Annotated in this window: 12 protein-coding genes; 10 read left to right on the top strand and 2 right to left on the bottom strand. The window is 72.8% G+C overall.

Annotated features, from left to right (window positions below; genetic code table 11):
• Positions 1–164 precede the first annotated feature (164 nt).
• The 3 genes from mfd to J2S44_RS14890 all read left to right on the top strand — a co-directional run bounded on the left by mfd (position 165) and on the right by J2S44_RS14890 (position 5,649).
• Positions 165–3,794, top strand: a complete 3,630-nt coding sequence (gene mfd / locus J2S44_RS14880) for a transcription-repair coupling factor (RefSeq protein ID WP_310413598.1) — start codon at positions 165–167, stop codon at positions 3,792–3,794.
• A gap of 140 nt (positions 3,795–3,934) precedes the next feature.
• Complete coding sequence (locus J2S44_RS14885) at positions 3,935–4,675, top strand: hypothetical protein (protein WP_310413601.1); 741 nt, start codon at positions 3,935–3,937, stop codon at positions 4,673–4,675.
• A gap of 23 nt (positions 4,676–4,698) precedes the next feature.
• A complete protein-coding gene (locus J2S44_RS14890; protein WP_310413604.1) occupies positions 4,699–5,649 on the top strand; it encodes a nucleoside triphosphate pyrophosphohydrolase in 951 nt (316 codons plus the stop codon).
• 314 nt (positions 5,650–5,963) lie between these two features.
• On the opposite strand, the gene J2S44_RS14895 is transcribed toward J2S44_RS14890, so the two are convergent.
• Positions 5,964–6,716 (bottom strand): SDR family NAD(P)-dependent oxidoreductase, encoded by a 753-nt coding sequence (locus tag J2S44_RS14895; protein WP_310413608.1) that lies wholly within the window; start codon positions 6,714–6,716, stop codon positions 5,964–5,966.
• A 64-nt stretch (positions 6,717–6,780) separates the two neighbouring features.
• Between J2S44_RS14895 and J2S44_RS14900 the strand changes: the two genes are divergently transcribed.
• The 6 genes from J2S44_RS14900 to J2S44_RS14925 all read left to right on the top strand — a co-directional run bounded on the left by J2S44_RS14900 (position 6,781) and on the right by J2S44_RS14925 (position 13,632).
• Positions 6,781–7,185 (top strand): winged helix-turn-helix transcriptional regulator, encoded by a 405-nt coding sequence (locus J2S44_RS14900; RefSeq protein WP_310413611.1) that lies wholly within the window; start codon positions 6,781–6,783, stop codon positions 7,183–7,185.
• A 126-nt stretch (positions 7,186–7,311) separates the two neighbouring features.
• Complete coding sequence (gene ppc, locus J2S44_RS14905) at positions 7,312–10,113, top strand: phosphoenolpyruvate carboxylase (RefSeq protein ID WP_374727844.1); 2,802 nt, start codon at positions 7,312–7,314, stop codon at positions 10,111–10,113.
• A 117-nt stretch (positions 10,114–10,230) separates the two neighbouring features.
• On the top strand, positions 10,231–11,145 hold the full coding sequence (locus J2S44_RS14910) for an ABC transporter ATP-binding protein (RefSeq protein WP_310413617.1): 915 nt from the start codon (positions 10,231–10,233) through the stop codon (positions 11,143–11,145).
• Entirely contained in the window at positions 11,145–12,002 is an 858-nt protein-coding gene (locus J2S44_RS14915) for an ABC transporter permease (RefSeq protein WP_310413620.1), read from the top strand. The genes J2S44_RS14910 and J2S44_RS14915 overlap by 1 nt, the downstream gene beginning before the upstream one ends.
• 11 nt (positions 12,003–12,013) lie before the next feature.
• Positions 12,014–12,910, top strand: a complete 897-nt coding sequence (locus J2S44_RS14920; RefSeq protein ID WP_310429671.1) for an ABC transporter ATP-binding protein — start codon at positions 12,014–12,016, stop codon at positions 12,908–12,910.
• A gap of 2 nt (positions 12,911–12,912) precedes the next feature.
• Complete coding sequence (locus tag J2S44_RS14925; protein ID WP_310413623.1) at positions 12,913–13,632, top strand: ABC transporter permease; 720 nt, start codon at positions 12,913–12,915, stop codon at positions 13,630–13,632.
• A gap of 35 nt (positions 13,633–13,667) precedes the next feature.
• Here the strand turns inward: J2S44_RS14925 and J2S44_RS14930 are convergent, their stop codons facing one another.
• Entirely contained in the window at positions 13,668–14,858 is a 1,191-nt protein-coding gene (locus J2S44_RS14930) for a glycosyl hydrolase (RefSeq protein ID WP_310413626.1), read from the bottom strand.
• A gap of 140 nt (positions 14,859–14,998) precedes the next feature.
• On the opposite strand from J2S44_RS14930, the gene cysC reads away from it, so the two are divergent.
• Positions 14,999–16,522, top strand: coding sequence for an adenylyl-sulfate kinase (cysC, locus tag J2S44_RS14935; protein WP_310413629.1), 1,524 nt, complete (start codon positions 14,999–15,001; stop codon positions 16,520–16,522).
• Positions 16,523–16,524 lie beyond the last annotated feature (2 nt).

Below are 16,524 nucleotides of genomic sequence, written 5' to 3' on the forward strand. Positions count from 1 at the left end.
CCGCGCTCGGACGCCCGACCCACCGCCGATCCACGGGACGGGCCCGGGATCGGCGTAGTCTGGATGTCGTACCCCCCGTCCGGACCGGGCGCGGGGTAAACGCCGTGTTCTCACCAGGGCACCGTGTCCTGACCAGGGCAGTCGTGCCGTACGGGGGATTTGCAATGAAGCTCGCCGGTCTCCTTCCCGCCGCGCTCGCCGACGGTGGCCTGGCCCGCGCCCGCGATCTCGCCCGCACCGGCGGGCCGGAGGCGGCCGAGCTGGGCCTGACCGCGCCGGCGCCGCTGCGGCCGTTCATCGTGGCCACCGTCGCGGCCGCCGTGCCGTCCGGCGGTGCCGGGCGCCCGGTCCTCGCGGTGACCGCCACCTCCCGCGAGGCGGACGACCTGGTCGACGCGCTGGGCTGCCTGATCCCGGCGGAGCAGGTGGTGGCGTTCCCGGCCTGGGAGACGCTGCCGCACGAGCGCCTCTCCCCCCGGTCGGACACGGTCGGCAAGCGGCTGGCCGTGCTGCGCCGGCTCGCGCACCCGGGCGAGGCCGGTCCGGTCCGGGTCGTGGTCGCGCCGGTCCGGTCGGTGCTGCAACCGCAGCTCAAGGGCCTCGGCGACCTGGAGCCGGTGGTGCTGCGGCCGGGCGGCGAGGCCGGCCTGGAGGAGACGGTCGAGCGGCTGGTCGACCTGGCGTACGCGCGGGTCGACCTGGTCACCAAGCGCGGCGAGTTCGCGGTGCGCGGCGGCATCCTGGACGTGTTCCCGCCGACCGACGAGCACCCGTCGCGCGTGGAGTTCTGGGGCGACGAGGTCGAGGAGATCCGCACGTTCGCGGTGGCCGACCAGCGCACCATCGAGCCGGCCACCGAGCTGTTCGCGCCGCCGTGCCGGGAGCTGCTGCTCACGCCGCACGTGCGCGAGCGCGCCGCCGCGCTGGCCGCGGCGCACCCGGAGCTGGGCGAGATCCTGACGAAGCTGGCCGAGGGCATCCCGGTCGAGGGCATGGAGTCGCTGGCCCCGGCGCTGCTGGACGGCACGGACAGCATGGAGCTGCTGCTGGACTGCATGCCGCGGGACACGCACGTGCTGCTCTGCGACCCGGAGCGGATCCGCACCCGGGCGCACGACCTGGTCCGGACCAGCGAGGAGTTCCTGCAGGCCAGCTGGGCCGCGGCCGCGGTCGGCGGCGAGGCACCGATCGACGTCGGCGCGGCCGCGTTCCGCAGCCTGTCGGACGTGCGCGCGGAGGCGGCCCGGCTCGGCCAGCCGTGGTGGTCGGTGTCGCCGTTCGGGCTGGCCGCCGCCGAGGCCGCCACCGAGGCCGGGGCCGAGGCCGGGGCCGCGCCGTGGGAAGAGCCGGTGCGGGTCGAGGTCACGCCCGACGCGGGGGACGACATCGCGCTGGCCGCGCAGGCCGCGCCGCTCTACCACGGCGAGACCGGGCGGCTGGTCGACGACCTGAAGCGCTGGGCCGGCGACGGCTGGTCGGTGGTGCTGGTCTTCGAGGCGAAGGGGCCGGCCAACCGCGCGGCCGAGGTGCTGCGCGACGCCGGCCTGGGCACGGTGACCACGGACGACCTGTCGGACGCGCCGGCGGCCGGGCAGATCACGATCGTCTGCGGCGGGCTGAACCACGGCTTCGTCGACGAGCGCGCCCGGATCGCGGTGGTGACCGGCAACGACGTGACCGGTGGCCGGGGCGCGACCACCAAGGCGATGGGCAAGATGCCGTCCCGCCGCCGCAACACGATCGATCCGCTGGAGCTGAAGGCCGGCGACCACGTGGTGCACGAACAGCACGGCATCGGGCGGTACGTGGAGCTGGTCCAGCGGAAGGTCAACGGCGCCGACCGCGAGTACCTGGTGATCGAGTACGCGCCGGCCAAGAAGGGGCAGCCCGGCGACCGGCTGTTCGTGCCGACCGACCAGCTGGACCAGCTGTCCCGCTACGTCGGCGGTGAGGCGCCCACGCTGCACAAGATGGGCGGCAGCGACTGGCAGAAGGCGAAGGCGCGGGCGAAGAAGGCGGTCAAGGAGATCGCCGCGTCGCTCATCCAGTTGTACGCGGCCCGCCAGGCGCAGAAGGGCCACGCGTTCGGCCCGGACACGCCGTGGCAGCGCGAGCTGGAGGACGCGTTCCCGTACCAGGAGACGCCGGACCAGCTGGCCGCGATCGAAGAGGTCAAGCACGACATGATGCAGCAGGTCCCGATGGACCGGCTGATCTGCGGCGACGTGGGTTACGGCAAGACCGAGATCGCGGTCCGGGCCGCGTTCAAGGCGGTGCAGGACGGCAAGCAGGTGGCGGTGCTGGTGCCGACCACGCTGCTGGCCCAGCAGCACTACAACACGTTCGCCGAGCGGATGTCGCAGTTCCCGGTGGAGATCCGGCAGCTGTCCCGGTTCCAGACGCCGAAGGAGGCGGAGCAGACGCTGAGCATGGCCGCGGAGGGCACCGCCGACATCGTGATCGGCACCCACCGGCTGCTCTCCGCCGCCGCCCGGTTCAAGCAGCTCGGCCTGGTCATCGTGGACGAGGAGCAGCGGTTCGGCGTCGAGCACAAGGAGCACCTGAAGACGCTGCGGGCCAGCGTGGACGTGCTGACCATGTCCGCCACGCCGATCCCCCGCACGCTGGAGATGGCGATCACCGGCATCCGGGAGATGTCCACCATCGCCACCCCGCCGGAGGAGCGGCACCCGGTGCTCACGTTCGTCGGCCCGTCCGACGAGAAGCAGATCGCCGCGACCATCCACCGCGAGCTGCTCCGCGACGGTCAGGTGTTCTACCTGCACAACCGGGTCGAGTCGATCGACCGGGCCGCGCGGAAGCTGCGCGAGCTGGTGCCGGAGGCGCGGGTCGCGGTGGCGCACGGGCAGATGTCCGAGGAGGCGCTGGAGCGGGTCATGGTCGGCTTCTGGGAGAAGGAGTTCGACGTCCTGGTCTGCACCACGATCGTGGAGTCCGGCATCGACATCCCGAACGCGAACACGCTGATCGTGGAGCGCGCCGACCTGCTCGGCCTGGCCCAGCTGCACCAGATCCGCGGCCGGGTCGGGCGTGGGCGGGAGCGGGCGTACGCGTACTTCCTCTACCCGCGCGAGAAGCCGCTGACCGAGCACGCGCACGAGCGGCTGGCCACCATCGCGCAGCACACCGAGCTGGGCGCCGGCATGTACGTGGCGATGAAGGACCTGGAGATCCGCGGCGCCGGCAACCTGCTCGGCGGCGAGCAGTCCGGGCACATCGAGGGCGTCGGCTTCGACCTCTACGTGCGGATGGTCGGCGAGGCGGTGTCACAGTTCAAGGGCGAGCGGCCGGAGGAGGTCCAGGAGGTCAAGATCGACCTACCGGTGGACGCGCACCTGCCGCACGACTACATCGGCGTGGAGCGGCTGCGCCTGGAGATGTACCGGAAGCTGGCCGAGGCGCGCGACGAGGTGGCGCTGAAGGAGATCGTCGCGGAGATGACCGACCGGTACGGCGAGCCGCCGGCCCCGGTGGCGAACCTGCTGGCGGTCGCGCGGTTCCGGCTGGTCGCGAAGGCCTACGGGCTGACCGAGGTGACGCTGCAGGGCAAGCACGTGCGGCTCGCGCCGTTGTCGCTGCCGGACTCGAAGCAGATGCGGCTCAAGCGGTACCACCCGGACTCGGTCTACAAGCACGCGACCGACCAGGTGAGCGTGCCCCGGCCGATGACCCGCCGGATCGGCGGCGAGCCGGTCCGCGACCAGGCGCTGCTGGACTGGTGCGCGCAGCTGCTCAAGGACGTGCTCGGCGAGCCGGTCGCCGCCGCGCGCTGAGCCGTCCGCCCCACCTCGTCGAGGCGTCGTCCGCACCCGTGGACAACGCCTCGACGAGGCACCGTGGACAACGCCTCGACGGGCACCCGCGGTCGGCGCGTCGCAGAGTGATCATCTCGTCACGTGATAGAGTGATCTCTATGCGACCTGCCCGTTATGTGGCTTTTCTCTGCGCCGCCGCGCTCGCCCTCACCGGCTGCGCCCAGCAGAGCCCGGCCGTGGCCGCCTACGTCGGCGACGAGACGTACAGCCAGCGCACCGTCGACGCGATCTTCGAGGAGGCGCGCGCGGCGTTCGACGCCGACCAGGCCGCGCTGGCCGCGGCCGCGGCCGACGCACCCGGTGAACCCGGCGAGCAGCTGGAGCGGCCGAGCCTGCCGATCACCCGGCGGCACGTGGTCGACCTGCTGCTCACGCTCGACCTGGGCCGCCGGGCCGCAGAGGCGCGCAACCTGACCGCCACCGGCCCCGAGGTGCCGGCCGAGCTGGTCGAGTCCGTGCTCGGCGTGCCGGCCGAGACGCGCTACGTCGCGCTCTACCGGGAGTGGTACCGGCTGTACGGCACGCTGCAGGACGACGTCGCGCCGGCCGAGGTCACCGACGAGCGGATGATGACCGTCTACGACGCGCTGGTCGACGCGCGCGCGATCGACCCGGGACTGTCCGTGCCGGTGGTCCGCGAGCAGTTCGGCGGCGGCGAGTTCGCAAGCGTGCCGCTGTCCGTCGCCGACCTGCTGCGCGACGAGGCGGAGCGGGCCGGCGCGGTGGTCAACCCGAAGTACCTGCCGGTCGCGGTGCCCATGATCGCGTCGGCGAACAGCCAGTCGTTCCCGTACCGGATGCCGTACCTGGTGGACCGGACCGTCGTCACGGCCGGCTGACCGCCTGCGGCATGCTGGTCGGCATGCCGCAGATCGTCCTGCTCGTCACCTCTCCGCGCCTGCCCGCGGGCCTGCTGACCGCCGACGCCTGGGACCTGGTCCGCCGCCACCCGGTGCTCGCCTCCGAGGAGAACGCGCAGGTCCACGCGCTGCGAGCGGCCGGCGCGGAGGTCACCGTGGTCGACGCCGACCCGGCGCCGGTGCTGGCCGCCGCGGCCGCGCACGGCACCGTGGTCTGGCTGGCCGGGCCCACCGGTGACCAGGACATGGCCCGCACGCTCGGCCTGCGCCTGGCCCGCGAGCCCGGCCTGGCCGAACTGGAGCTGCGCTACGGCTCGTGGGACCCGCCGGGCGCGCGCCTGCTGGACGCGGTCACGGTGATCGACCGGCTGGCCTCCCCCGGCGGCGACCCGTGGAAGCGGCAGCAGACGCACGCCACGCTCGCGCAGTACCTGCTGGAGGAGGCCTACGAGGCGTACGACGCGATCGAGACCGGCGACCTGGACACGCTGCGCGAGGAGCTCGGCGACGTGCTGCTCCAGGTGGTGCTGCACGCGCGCCTGGCCGAGGAACTGCCGGACGGCGAGCGCTGGACCGTCGACGACGTGGCCGGCACGCTGGTCGAGAAGATGATCCGCCGCAACCCGCACGTCTTCGCGGACACCGAGGTCAGCGGCGTCGAGGAGATCATCGAGAACTGGGAGCAGATCAAGCGCGCGGAGAAGTCCCGCGCGTCCGCGATGGACGGCATCGCGCTCTCCCAGCCCGCGCTCGCGCTCGCCGCCAAGATCCTCCAGCGGGCGGAGCGCGCGGGCGTCGCCGTACCGCTGCCGGAAGCCCTTGATCTCGGCTCCGAGCTGCTGCGCCGGGTGGCCGCGGCGCGCGCCGCGGGTCTCGACGCCGAGGCCCTGCTGCGCCGCGCCGCCCTGGCCCACGCGGAGGCGATCAGAACCGCGGAACAGGAAACGGCATAGGACCGGGTTCCCGCTTCCGGCGTGGGCGCGCTCCGAGTGCTCCCGCGGGCACCGGTCGGCCGCGGGCGGCCTCCCTGCCGGTCCCGCCGTGGTCCGGCACACCCGCGACCCGCCCGGCCCGCACGACGCTCGCCCCGGCCCGCGGTCCGGCGCGCGGCGGCGACCGGGGATCGGCCGGCGCACGTCACGGGCCCCTGACCGGCCCGACCGGCACCAGCGCCGCCTCCGGCGAAGGCAACGACTCCAGGCGCACGTCACGGAACCCCGGCCGGCGCGCGTCACGAAGATCAGGCGCCGGGGCGCGGGGCTCGCGATCAGCGTCTTCCGCCGCTGACGTGGACGACCGCGCCGGTGATGAAGCGGGCCGCGTCCGAGGCGAGGAAGACCGCCGGTGGTCCGTAGTCGCCGGGGGTGCCGAGGCGGCCCAGCGGGACGCCGGAGACGGCCTGGTCGGCGGCGGGTGAGCCGACGAAGCCCATCGCGCGCGTGCCCTCGGTGTCCGAGTAGCCGGGCAGCAGCGCGTTGACCCGGATCCCACGCGGGCCGAGTTCCGCGGCCGCGACCAGCGTCGCCGCGTTCACGGCCGCCTTCGTGGCGACGTAGAGCGCGCCGTACGGCGGGTGGAACGTCGTGCCCGCGGTCGACACGTTGATGATCGACGCGTGGCCGAGGCCGGGCTGACCGGCCAGCGTGCGCATGGTCAGCAGCGTGCCCCACAGGTTGATGTCCACGTGCCGGCGGTAGTCCTCCTCGGTGATCGCCTCGATCGGCCCGAAGACGCTGATCGCCGCGTTGTTGACCAGGATCCCGACCGTGCCGAACGCGTCCCGCGCGGCCTCGAACAGCGCGGTCACGTCCGCGCTCCGGCTGACGTCCGCGCGGACCGCGAGCGCGCGGCCGCCCGCCTCGGTGATCGCCTCGACCACGCGGTCCGCGCCGGCCGCGTCGGTGCGGTAGTTGACGACGACCGCGGCGCCGGCCGCCGCGAGGTCCACGGCGATCCGCGCGCCGATGCCCTTCGACGCCCCGGTGACGACGGCCGTCCGGTCCTGCAGACAGATGTCCATGGCCGGTGACGCTAGGAGAGCTGGTCACCGTGGGGAAGTACGTACCTTTTTGTAAGGTAGGTGCATGGCAGTGAGTGAGCAGCTCAGGTCCGCATACCGCCTGCTGGCCGGTGACACCTTCGACAACCGGTGCCCGTCGCGGCCGATCATGGATCAGGTCACCACGCGATGGGGCACGCTGATCATCGCGGCGCTGATCACCGGCCCGCACCGCTTCTCCGCGCTGCACCGCACGGTCGGCGGCATCAGCCAGAAGATGCTGTCCCAGAACCTCCGGGCGCTGGTCCGCCACGGCCTGGTCGCCCGGGACGTCGAGCCGACCGTGCCGCCGCAGGTCACCTACCGCCTGACCGGGCTCGGCGAGGGCCTGGCCGAGCCGCTGTGCGCGATGATGATCTGGTTCGGCAGCAACACCGACGCGATGATCGAGGCGCGGGAACGCCACGACGCCGTCGCGGAGCCGTCATAGGGTGGTAACCGGGCCCACAGCTTGAGACGTGGCTCACCACGGTGACCACAGCGCTACGCGTCGCCGATACGATCGCGCACAAGTCGGACAGCGCTGTCCTTCGTTCGCATGGGAGGAGCGCTTTCTGTGACCGAACAGCTTTCCGGTGCAGGGCACAGCGACCACGACGGTCCGGACGCCGCACTCCGCGCCGACATCCGCCGGCTCGGCACGCTGCTGGGGCAGACCCTGGCGCGGCAGGAGGGCAAGCCGCTGCTCGACCTGGTCGAGGAGATCCGCGCGCAGGTGCGCACGGACGCGGACGCCGCGGCCTCCCGGCTGGCGGCCATGGAGGTCACCACCGGCACCCAGCTGGCCCGGGCGTTCTCCACCTACTTCCACCTGGCGAACATCACCGAGCAGGTGCACCGCTCGCGTGACCTGCGCCGGCAGCGCGCCACCTCGGGCGGCTGGCTGGACCAGGCGGCGAAGCTGATCGCGGAGGCCGGCGTCCCGGCCGACGAGATCGCCACCGCGGCCCGCCGGCTCGCGATCCGCCCGGTCTTCACCGCGCACCCGACCGAGGCCTCCCGCCGGTCCGTGCTGACCAAGCTGCGCGCGCTCGCCGACCAGCTGGACGCGGAGCAGGCCGCGGCCGTGCTCTACGGCGCGAAGGACAACGGGCCCGCGTCCCGCCGGCTGGCCGAGCTCATCGACCTGATCTGGCAGACCGACGAGCTGCGCCTGGACCGGCCGGACCCGACGGACGAGGCACGCAACGCGGTCTTCTACCTGAAGGACCTCTACGCGGACGCGGCGCCGCAGGTGCTCGACGACCTGTCCGAGACGCTGCGCTCGCTGGGCGTGGAGACGTCGCCGACCGCGCGGCCGATCACGTTCGGCACCTGGATCGGCGGCGACCGGGACGGGAACCCGTTCGTCACGCCGGCGGTCACCCGGGACGTGCTGATCATCCAGCACGAGCACGGCATCCAGGCCACCGAGGCCGCGATGGACAAGCTGATCACGGAGATCTCCGTGTCCCGGCGGCTGCGCGGCGTCTCGCTCGACCTCTCCGCCAGCCTGGCCAAGGACCTGGACGCGCTGCCCGAGGTGGCGCCGCGGTTCCGCCGGGTGAACGCGGAGGAGCCGTACCGGCTGAAGATCCGCTGCATCAAGGCGAAGCTGGCGAACACGCGCAAGCGGCTGTCGCAGAGCACGCCGCACGTGCCGGGCCGGGACTACCTCGGCACCGAGGAGCTGATCGGTGACCTGGAGCTGATCCGCGCGTCGCTGGCCCGCAACTCCGGTCAGCTCACCGCGGTCGGCCGGCTCTCCTCCACGATCCGCAGCGTGTCCGCCTTCGGCATGCACCTGGCCACGATGGACGTGCGCGAGCACGCGGAGGCGCACCACGCGGTGCTGGCCCAGATGTACGGGCAGGTCGGCGAGGTCGGCGACTACACGACGCTGACCCGCGCGGAGCGCACCGAGCTGCTGGCCAGGGAGCTGACCGGACGGCGGCCGTTGTCCAGCGCGGACACGCCGCTGACGGACGCGGCGCGCAAGACGTTCGACGTGTTCGGCACGATCCGGGCCGCGCAGGAGCGGTTCGGCGACGACGTGGTCGAGACGTACATCATCTCGATGACGCTCGGCCCGGACGACGTGCTCGCGGCCGCGGTGCTGGCCCGCGAGGCCGGCCTGATCGACGTGCACTCCAGGCGCGCGCGGATCAACATCGTGCCGCTGCTGGAGACGCCCGCGGAGCTCAACTCGGGCGGCCGCATGCTGGACGAGCTGCTGTCGCTGCCGGCGTACCGGTCGATCGTCAAGGCACGCGGCGACGTGCAGGAGGTCATGCTCGGCTACTCGGACTCCAACAAGGAGGCCGGCATCACCACGTCGCAGTGGGAGATCCACAAGGCGCAGCGCTCGCTGCGTGACGTGGCCGCGCGGCACGGCGTCCGGCTGCGGCTGTTCCACGGCCGCGGCGGCACGGTCGGCCGCGGTGGCGGCCCCACACACGAGGCGATCCTGGCCCAGCCGTACGGCACGCTGGACGGCGCGATCAAGGTGACCGAGCAGGGCGAGGTCATCTCCGACAAGTACACGCTGCCCGCGCTGGCCCGGGAGAACCTGGAGCTGACCGTGGCCGCGGTGCTGCAGGCCACGCTGCTGCACACCAAGCCGCGCGTGCCGGACGAGAGCCTGGAGCGCTGGGACGGCGCGATGGACACCGCCTCGGCGGCCGCGTTCGCCGCGTACCGGCGGCTGGTGGAGAACCCGGACCTGCCCGCGTACTTCTGGGCGTCCACGCCGACCGAGCTGCTCGGCGCGCTGAACATCGGCTCCCGCCCGGCCAAGCGGCCGAACGCGGACGCCGGCCTCGGCGGGCTGCGCGCGATCCCGTGGGTCTTCGGCTGGACGCAGAGCCGGCAGATCGTCCCCGGCTGGTTCGGCGTCGGCACCGGCCTGGCCGCGGCGCGCGAGGCCGGGCTCGGCGACGTGCTCGACGAGATGTGGTCGGACTGGCAGTTCTTCCGGACGTTCCTGTCCAACGTCGAGATGATGCTGACCAAGACCGATCTGAACATCGCCCGGCGGTACGTGGCGACGCTGGTCCCGGAGGAGCTGCAGCCGATCTTCGCCACGATCGAGGAGGAGTACGCGCGGACCGTGCGCGAGGTCCTGGCGATCACCGGCGAGACCGGGCTGCTGGAGGGCAACCCGGTGCTGTCCCGCACGCTCGGGGTGCGCGACACCTACCTGGAGCCGCTGCACCACCTGCAGGTCGCGTTGCTGCGTCAGTACCGCGACACCGGCGCGAGCCAGACCGTCGGCACCACGCCCGGCGCGCGGCGCGGTTACAGCGACGCCACCACGCTGGAGCGGGCGCTGCTGACCACGGTCAACGGCATCGCGGCCGGCATGCGCAACACGGGCTGATCAGGCGGTCCCACGGCGTACCCGGACGGGTCCTCAGGGTTTTGATCGTGCTTCTGAGGGTCCGTCCGGGGGTCATTCCTGATTCGCCGCATGCGCGCTGGGCCTAGGCTCGACGTCGTGACATTGATCGCGACCCAATCCCTGACGAAGGTCTACGGCGGACGCGTCACCGCGCTGTCGGACCTGACGCTGAGCGTGGGGCCGGGCGTCGTCGGCCTGGTCGGTGCGAACGGGGCCGGCAAGTCCACCCTGATCAAGCTGCTGCTGGGACTGCTGGCACCGACCAGCGGATCCCTGCGCGTGCTCGGGCTGGACCCGACGACCCAGGCCGCCGACGTGCGCCAGCGCGTCGGCTACATGCCGGAGAACGACTGCCTGCCGCCGGAGCTGTCCGCGGCCGAGTTCGTGACCCACCTCGGCCGGATAAGCGGGCTGCCGCGCACGGCCGCGCGCGAGCGGGCCTCCGAGGCGCTGCGCCACGTCGGGCTGTACGAGGAGCGCTACCGGCAGATCGGTGGCTACTCGACCGGCATGAAGCAGCGGGTGAAGCTGGCCCAGGCGCTGGTGCACGACCCCGACCTGCTGCTGCTGGACGAGCCGACGAACGGCCTGGACCCGGCCGGCCGCGACGCGATGCTGAACCTGATCGCGCGGATCGGCTCCGAGTTCGGCATCTCCGTGGTGGTCTGCTCGCACCTGCTCGGCGAGGTCGAGCGGATCTGTGACTCGCTGATCGCCATCGACGGCGGCAAGCTGCTGCGTTCGGCGGAGATCTCCACCATGACCACCAGCACCGACGTGCTCGCGGTCGAGGTCAGCGAGGGCACCGACGAGCTGGGCCACCGGCTGGCCGCGGCCGGTCTGCCGCCGACCCGCGAGGGCCGGCTGCTGCTGGTGCCGCTGGGCACGGAGCCGGACTCCGCCTACGACACGATCCTGGCCGCGGTCGCCGACCTGGACCTGCCGCTGCACCGTCTGGAGCAGCGCCGCCACCGGGTGGCCGAGCTCTTCGCCGCGAGGGAGGACGCCTGATGTCCGTCATTCACGACATCGGCTATCGCCGTTACCAGGGCCCCCGGCTGGGCCGGGGTTCCGTGTTCGCCGCGCTCTACGTGCACGGCATGCGCGCCGCGTTCGGGCTGGGCCGCACGTTCAAGGCGAAGATCTTCCCCTGGTCGGTGGCCGGCATCATGCTGGTCGTCGGCGTGGTCGCGGCCGCGGTCAAGTCGCAGACCGGCATGGAGCTGCTCACCTACGAGACGTTCCCGGACCAGATGAGCATGCTGCTCATCCTGTTCTGCGCCGTGGTCGCGCCCGAGCTGGTCTCCCGTGACCTGCGCAGCGGCGTGCTGCCGCTCTACTTCTCCCGGCCGCTGAGCCGCGCCGACTACCCGCTGGCCAAGCTGGCCGCGATGGTCACGGCCAGCTTCGCGGTGCTCGGCGTACCGATGCTGATCATGTTCCTGACCGCGGCGTTCAGCGGCGACGGGATGGGCGCGGTCTGGGACGAGACCCGGGCGTTCGCGCCCGGCCTGGCGTACGCGCTGCTCTTCGCGCTGGTCTACAGCTCGATCGCGCTGCTGGTGTCGTCGTTCGTCAGCCGCCGCGCGGTCGCGGCCGGCGCCACGGTCGCGGTGTTCCTGGTGACCGCACCGGTCGTCGGCGTGCTCACGTTCGCCACCACGCAGACCGGCCAGCAGCTCGCCCAGCTGGCCAGCCCGGCCACGCTGGTCGGCGGCGTCGGTCAGTGGGTCTTCGGCAGGCCGGAGGGCATGCCCGAGGAATTCGGCATCGGGTCGTTCGGCCCGCTCTACGGCGCGGTCACGCTGGCCCTGCTCGCGCTCTGCGTCTCGCTGCTGCTCGTTCGATACCGGAAGGTGGCCTCGTGACCACGGTGACCATGGACGGCGTGTCCCGCTGGTTCGGGAACGTGGTGGCCGTCAACGACATCACCATGACGCTCGAACCGGGCGTGACCGGCCTGCTCGGCCCGAACGGCGCCGGCAAGACCACGCTGCTGCACATGATGGCCGGGTTCCTCGCGCCGTCCCGCGGCACGGTCACGGTCGGCGACCAGCCCGCCTGGCGCAACCCGGCCGTCTACCGGCAGCTGGGCCTGGTCAGCGAGCGCGAGGCGGTGCACGGCTTCCTCACCGCGCACGAGTTCGTGCTGGCCAGCGCGCGCCTGCACAAGCTGCCCGACCCGGTGGCCGCGACCGCGGCCGCGCTCGACCTGGTGGAGATGGCCCAGTTCAAGGACCGGCGGATCGACACCTACTCCAAGGGCATGCGGCAGCGCACCCGGGTGGCCGCGTCGCTGGTGCACGAGCCGCAGGTGCTGCTGCTGGACGAGCCGTTCAACGGTATGGACCCGCGGCAGCGCATGCACATGATGGAGCTGTTGCACCGGCTCGGCGCCGAGGGCCGGACGATCCTGTTCAGCTCGCACATCCTGGAGGAGGTCGAGCAGCTCTCCGGCACCGTCCAGGTGATGGTGGCCGGCCGGCTGGCCGCGTCCGGCGACTACCGGGAGATCCGGCGGCTGATGGCGAACCGGCCGCACGTCTTCGCGGTCGCCTCCACCGACGACCGGCGGCTCGCGGTCGCGCTGATGGCGCAGCCGTCCGTGGCCGGCGTGGAGCTGGCCGCCACCGGGCTGACCGTGCGCGCGTCCGACTACGGCGGCTTCACCCGGGCACTGCCCAAGATCGCACTCAAGGAGGGGATCCGGGTCAGCCGGCTCACCCCGTCCGACGAGTCCCTGGAGAGCGTCTTCTCCTACCTGGTGGAGGCCTGACCATGCTGTTCAACCCGACCATCGCCTGGATGACCGCGCGCGGGCTGTTCGGCCGCCGCCGGTTCCTGCTGCTCTTCCCGCTGCCGCTGCTCCTGGTCGCGCTGGCCGTCTTCGCGCGCGCCACCGGCATCAACAACGGCGACTGGGGACCGCTGGTGATCAACGCGCTGGGCATCGCGGTGCTGCTGCCGGTCACCGCGCTCATCGTCGGCACCGGCGTGCTCGGCTCCGAGATCGACGACGGCACGATCGTGCACATCCTCACCAAGCCGCTGTCCCGCGCCGAGATCGTCTGGGCCAAGTTCCTGGTCGCGTCCGGCGTCACCGCGCTCACCGCCGCCATCCCGCTCTACGTGGCCGGCGTGCTCGTCCAGGACTTCCGCTTCGGCCTCGCGCTGGCCGGTGCCGCCGCGATCGGCGCGGTCATCTACTCCGCCGTGTTCGTGCTGCTCAGCCTGCTCAGCCGGCGTCCGGTCCTGGTCGGCCTGCTCTACGTGCTGATCTGGGAGGGCCTGCTCGGCAACCTGGTCAGCGGCACCCGGGTGCTGTCCATCGGCCAGTACACCGTGACCTACGCCGACCGGTTCCTGCCGACGGAGTACCTGACCGCGAACGTCTCGCTGCCGGTCACCGTCGTGATGAGCGTGATCGTCACGGCCCTCTGCCTGGCGTACGCGGTGTTCCGGCTCCGCTCGTTCACCGCGAGCTCGGAGACCAGCTGACCGCTGAGCGGCCCCGCCGGTCCCGGCGGGGCCGCTCAGCGCACGTCGACCTGGAAGATCGGTAGCCGGCCGAGGTCGCGGTAGGCGGCCAGACCGTCCGACGTGCGTTCCGGGCGGGAGTCGCGGCCGCGCTGGTCATGCGGGGTGTCGAAGTGCAGCAGCGCCTTGATCCGGGGGAAGTCGGCGATCTGGCGGCCCACGCTGCGGTAGAACTCCGCCTGATGCCCCGGGTTGGAGTGGCTGGCCCAGACGCCCCACTCGGCGACCATCAGCGGCTTGGCCGGGTGCCGGGCCACCGCCCAGTTGTAGAAGCCCGGCCAGTCCGGTGCCTCGCCGGAGACCCGGTTCATCAGCTCCGCGAAGTCGCCGTGCCCGTACTCGCCGCGCTCGCTGTAGGCGTAGGTGTCCCAGGCCACCCAGTCGACCACGTCGTCACCCGGGTAGAGGTCGGCGAACCACGGTGCCGCCGTGTAGGGCACATAGGCCATGTGGACCATGACGGTGACCAGGTTGTCCACGCCGCGGGCCCGCAGCCGCCCCACCACGTGCCGGAACATGTCCCGGTAGTCGTGCGCGGTGTACCCCGACCCGCGGCGCGGCCGCACCTCCTCCTCCGGCTCGTGGTGCACGGTGAAGAAGAACGGCTCGGTGTACGTGTCGCGGATGTGCGCGGCCAGCCGGTCCAGGTAGTCGTCGGCGGCGCCGTCGGCGATCTCCGCCCAGCTGGCGTCCCACGGCTTCCAGTTCAGGAACAGGATTCGCGGCCGGGCCGGGTCACCGGCGATCCGCACCTCCTCCTCCGTCGGGAACAGACCGTTCGTCCCCCGGTGGTACGCGTGGTAGACCGCCTGCGTGCGACCGGTGCGCTCCTCGTACTCGGCGAGCGCCCGCGCACCCCGCGCCTCCGTGAACGCGCCCGGCGCCGCTCCCCACAGGACGTTGCAGGTCGGCACCAGCTTCGGCCCGACCCGGCAGTCGGTCCGTCCCGGTGCCGACGTGGCCGGCGCGGGGCCGAGGCCGCTCGACCCGGGTGGCGCGCCGGTGGCCGGCGCGTCGGGCACCGGCGGCGCGGGACGGCCCGGCTCCGCGCGTGGCGGCGGCGTCGTGCCCGGTGCGGACGGTGGCGCGTCGTTGTCCTCGCGCGCGCCGAACCAGATCAGGCCCGCGCCGGCCACCAGTGCGACGACCGCCGTCAGGGCCAGCAACAGGTGGATCCGGCGACGCATGCGCAAGCGACCTCCCTGGCGGTGACGACCTCCTCGGCACAACGAGCCGGGGTACTGATTTGTCGCTCGGCCCCCCTCCGACTTTCACGATCGGGCGTTCTGCTGAGAGACTGTCTGCCTTACTTGGTCTTGGGGGTGGGATGAACAGCGGTGGGTGGTTGCTGCCCGAGGACGTGTTGCGGGACGCGCCGGCATACACGCCCCGGGCGTATGAGCTGGCCGACCTGGAGCTGCTGCTCTCCGGCGCCTATGCCCCGCTGACCGGCTTCCTCGGCCGTGCCGATCTGACCAGCCTGCAGCGCCGGGGCCGGCTGGCGGACGACCGTTCCTGGCCGGCGCCGGTCACGCTGGAGGTGCCGGCCTCGATCGCGGAGGGCCTGGACCTGACGAACCCGGTCGGGCGCGCGATCGTGCTGACCGACCTGGAGGGTGCGCCGGTCGCGGCGATGGAGGTCGCGGACGTCTGGCCGACCAAGAACGGGATGTACGGCGTCGGGGGCGACGTGCGGCGGCTCGGCGACGGCACGCACGGCCCGTTCCAGCGTCTGCGCCGGACGCCGGAGGAGATCAAGGCGCTGCTGCCCCCGGGCCGCGTGCTCGGCGTGATCGCGGACAAGCCGCTGCACCGCCCGCAGCTCGCCCAGATCGCGCACGCGGCGAAGCAGCTCAGCGCGCACCTGCTGGTGATGATCCCGATCGCCGAGGCCAGCCCGGACGGCATGCCGCCGGAGGCGCTGGTCCGCGCGATCTTCGCGGCGCGCGACCGCATGCCCCCGGCGACGCTGGTCGCGGTGTCGCTGACCCGGCGCGGCCAGGAGATCGCGGACGCGCTGCTGCGGGCCCGGGTGGCCGCGGCGTACGGCGTGACCCACCTGCTCTCCACCGGTGACTCGCTCTCCGGCGGCGGCCCGCGCGTGCTGGTGCCGCGCGAGTTGGCCTACGACAGCCGGGACGGTCAGTGGCGGTGGCGGGACGACATCCCGCCGCGCAACCGCAAGCTGGCGCTGTCCCAACTGGAGATCAACGACCTGCTCGACCGGGGCTTCCCGCTGCCGGAGTGGCACACGCCGCCGGCCGTGGCGAAGGAGCTGGTCCGGGCACGCCCGCCGCGCCGGCACCGCGGCCTGGTGGTGTTCCTGACCGGGCTGTCCGGCTCGGGCAAGTCCACGGTGGCCCGGCACGTGGCCGACACCGTGCGCGAGTCGGGCGAGCGGTCGGTGACGCTGCTCGACGGCGACGTGGTGCGCCGCGAGCTGTCGGCCGGCCTGACGTTCAGCAAGGCGGACCGGGACCGCAACGTGCGCCGGATCGGCTGGGTCGCGGCCGAGGTGGCCCGGCACCGCGGGCTGGCGATCTGCTGTCCGATCGCGCCGTACGCGGACGCCCGTGCCGAGGCCCGGAAGATGGCGACCCAGGCCGGCGCCGGGTTCGTGCTGGTGCACGTGTCGACGCCGCTGGAGGTCTGCGAGCAGCGCGACCGCAAGGGGCTCTACGCGAAGGCGCGGGCCGGCGAGCTGACCGGGATGACCGGCATCGACGACCCGTACGAGGAGCCGGCGGACGCGGAGCTGACCATCGACACCAGCGAGCTGTCGCTGCCCGACTCGGTCAAGCTGATCATGGATTACCTCACCGAGCACGGCTGGTTCGAGCCGCACCGCTGAGC

This window comes from Catenuloplanes niger (genome assembly GCF_031458255.1).
Taxonomy (GTDB): Bacteria; Actinomycetota; Actinomycetes; order Mycobacteriales; family Micromonosporaceae; genus Catenuloplanes; species Catenuloplanes niger.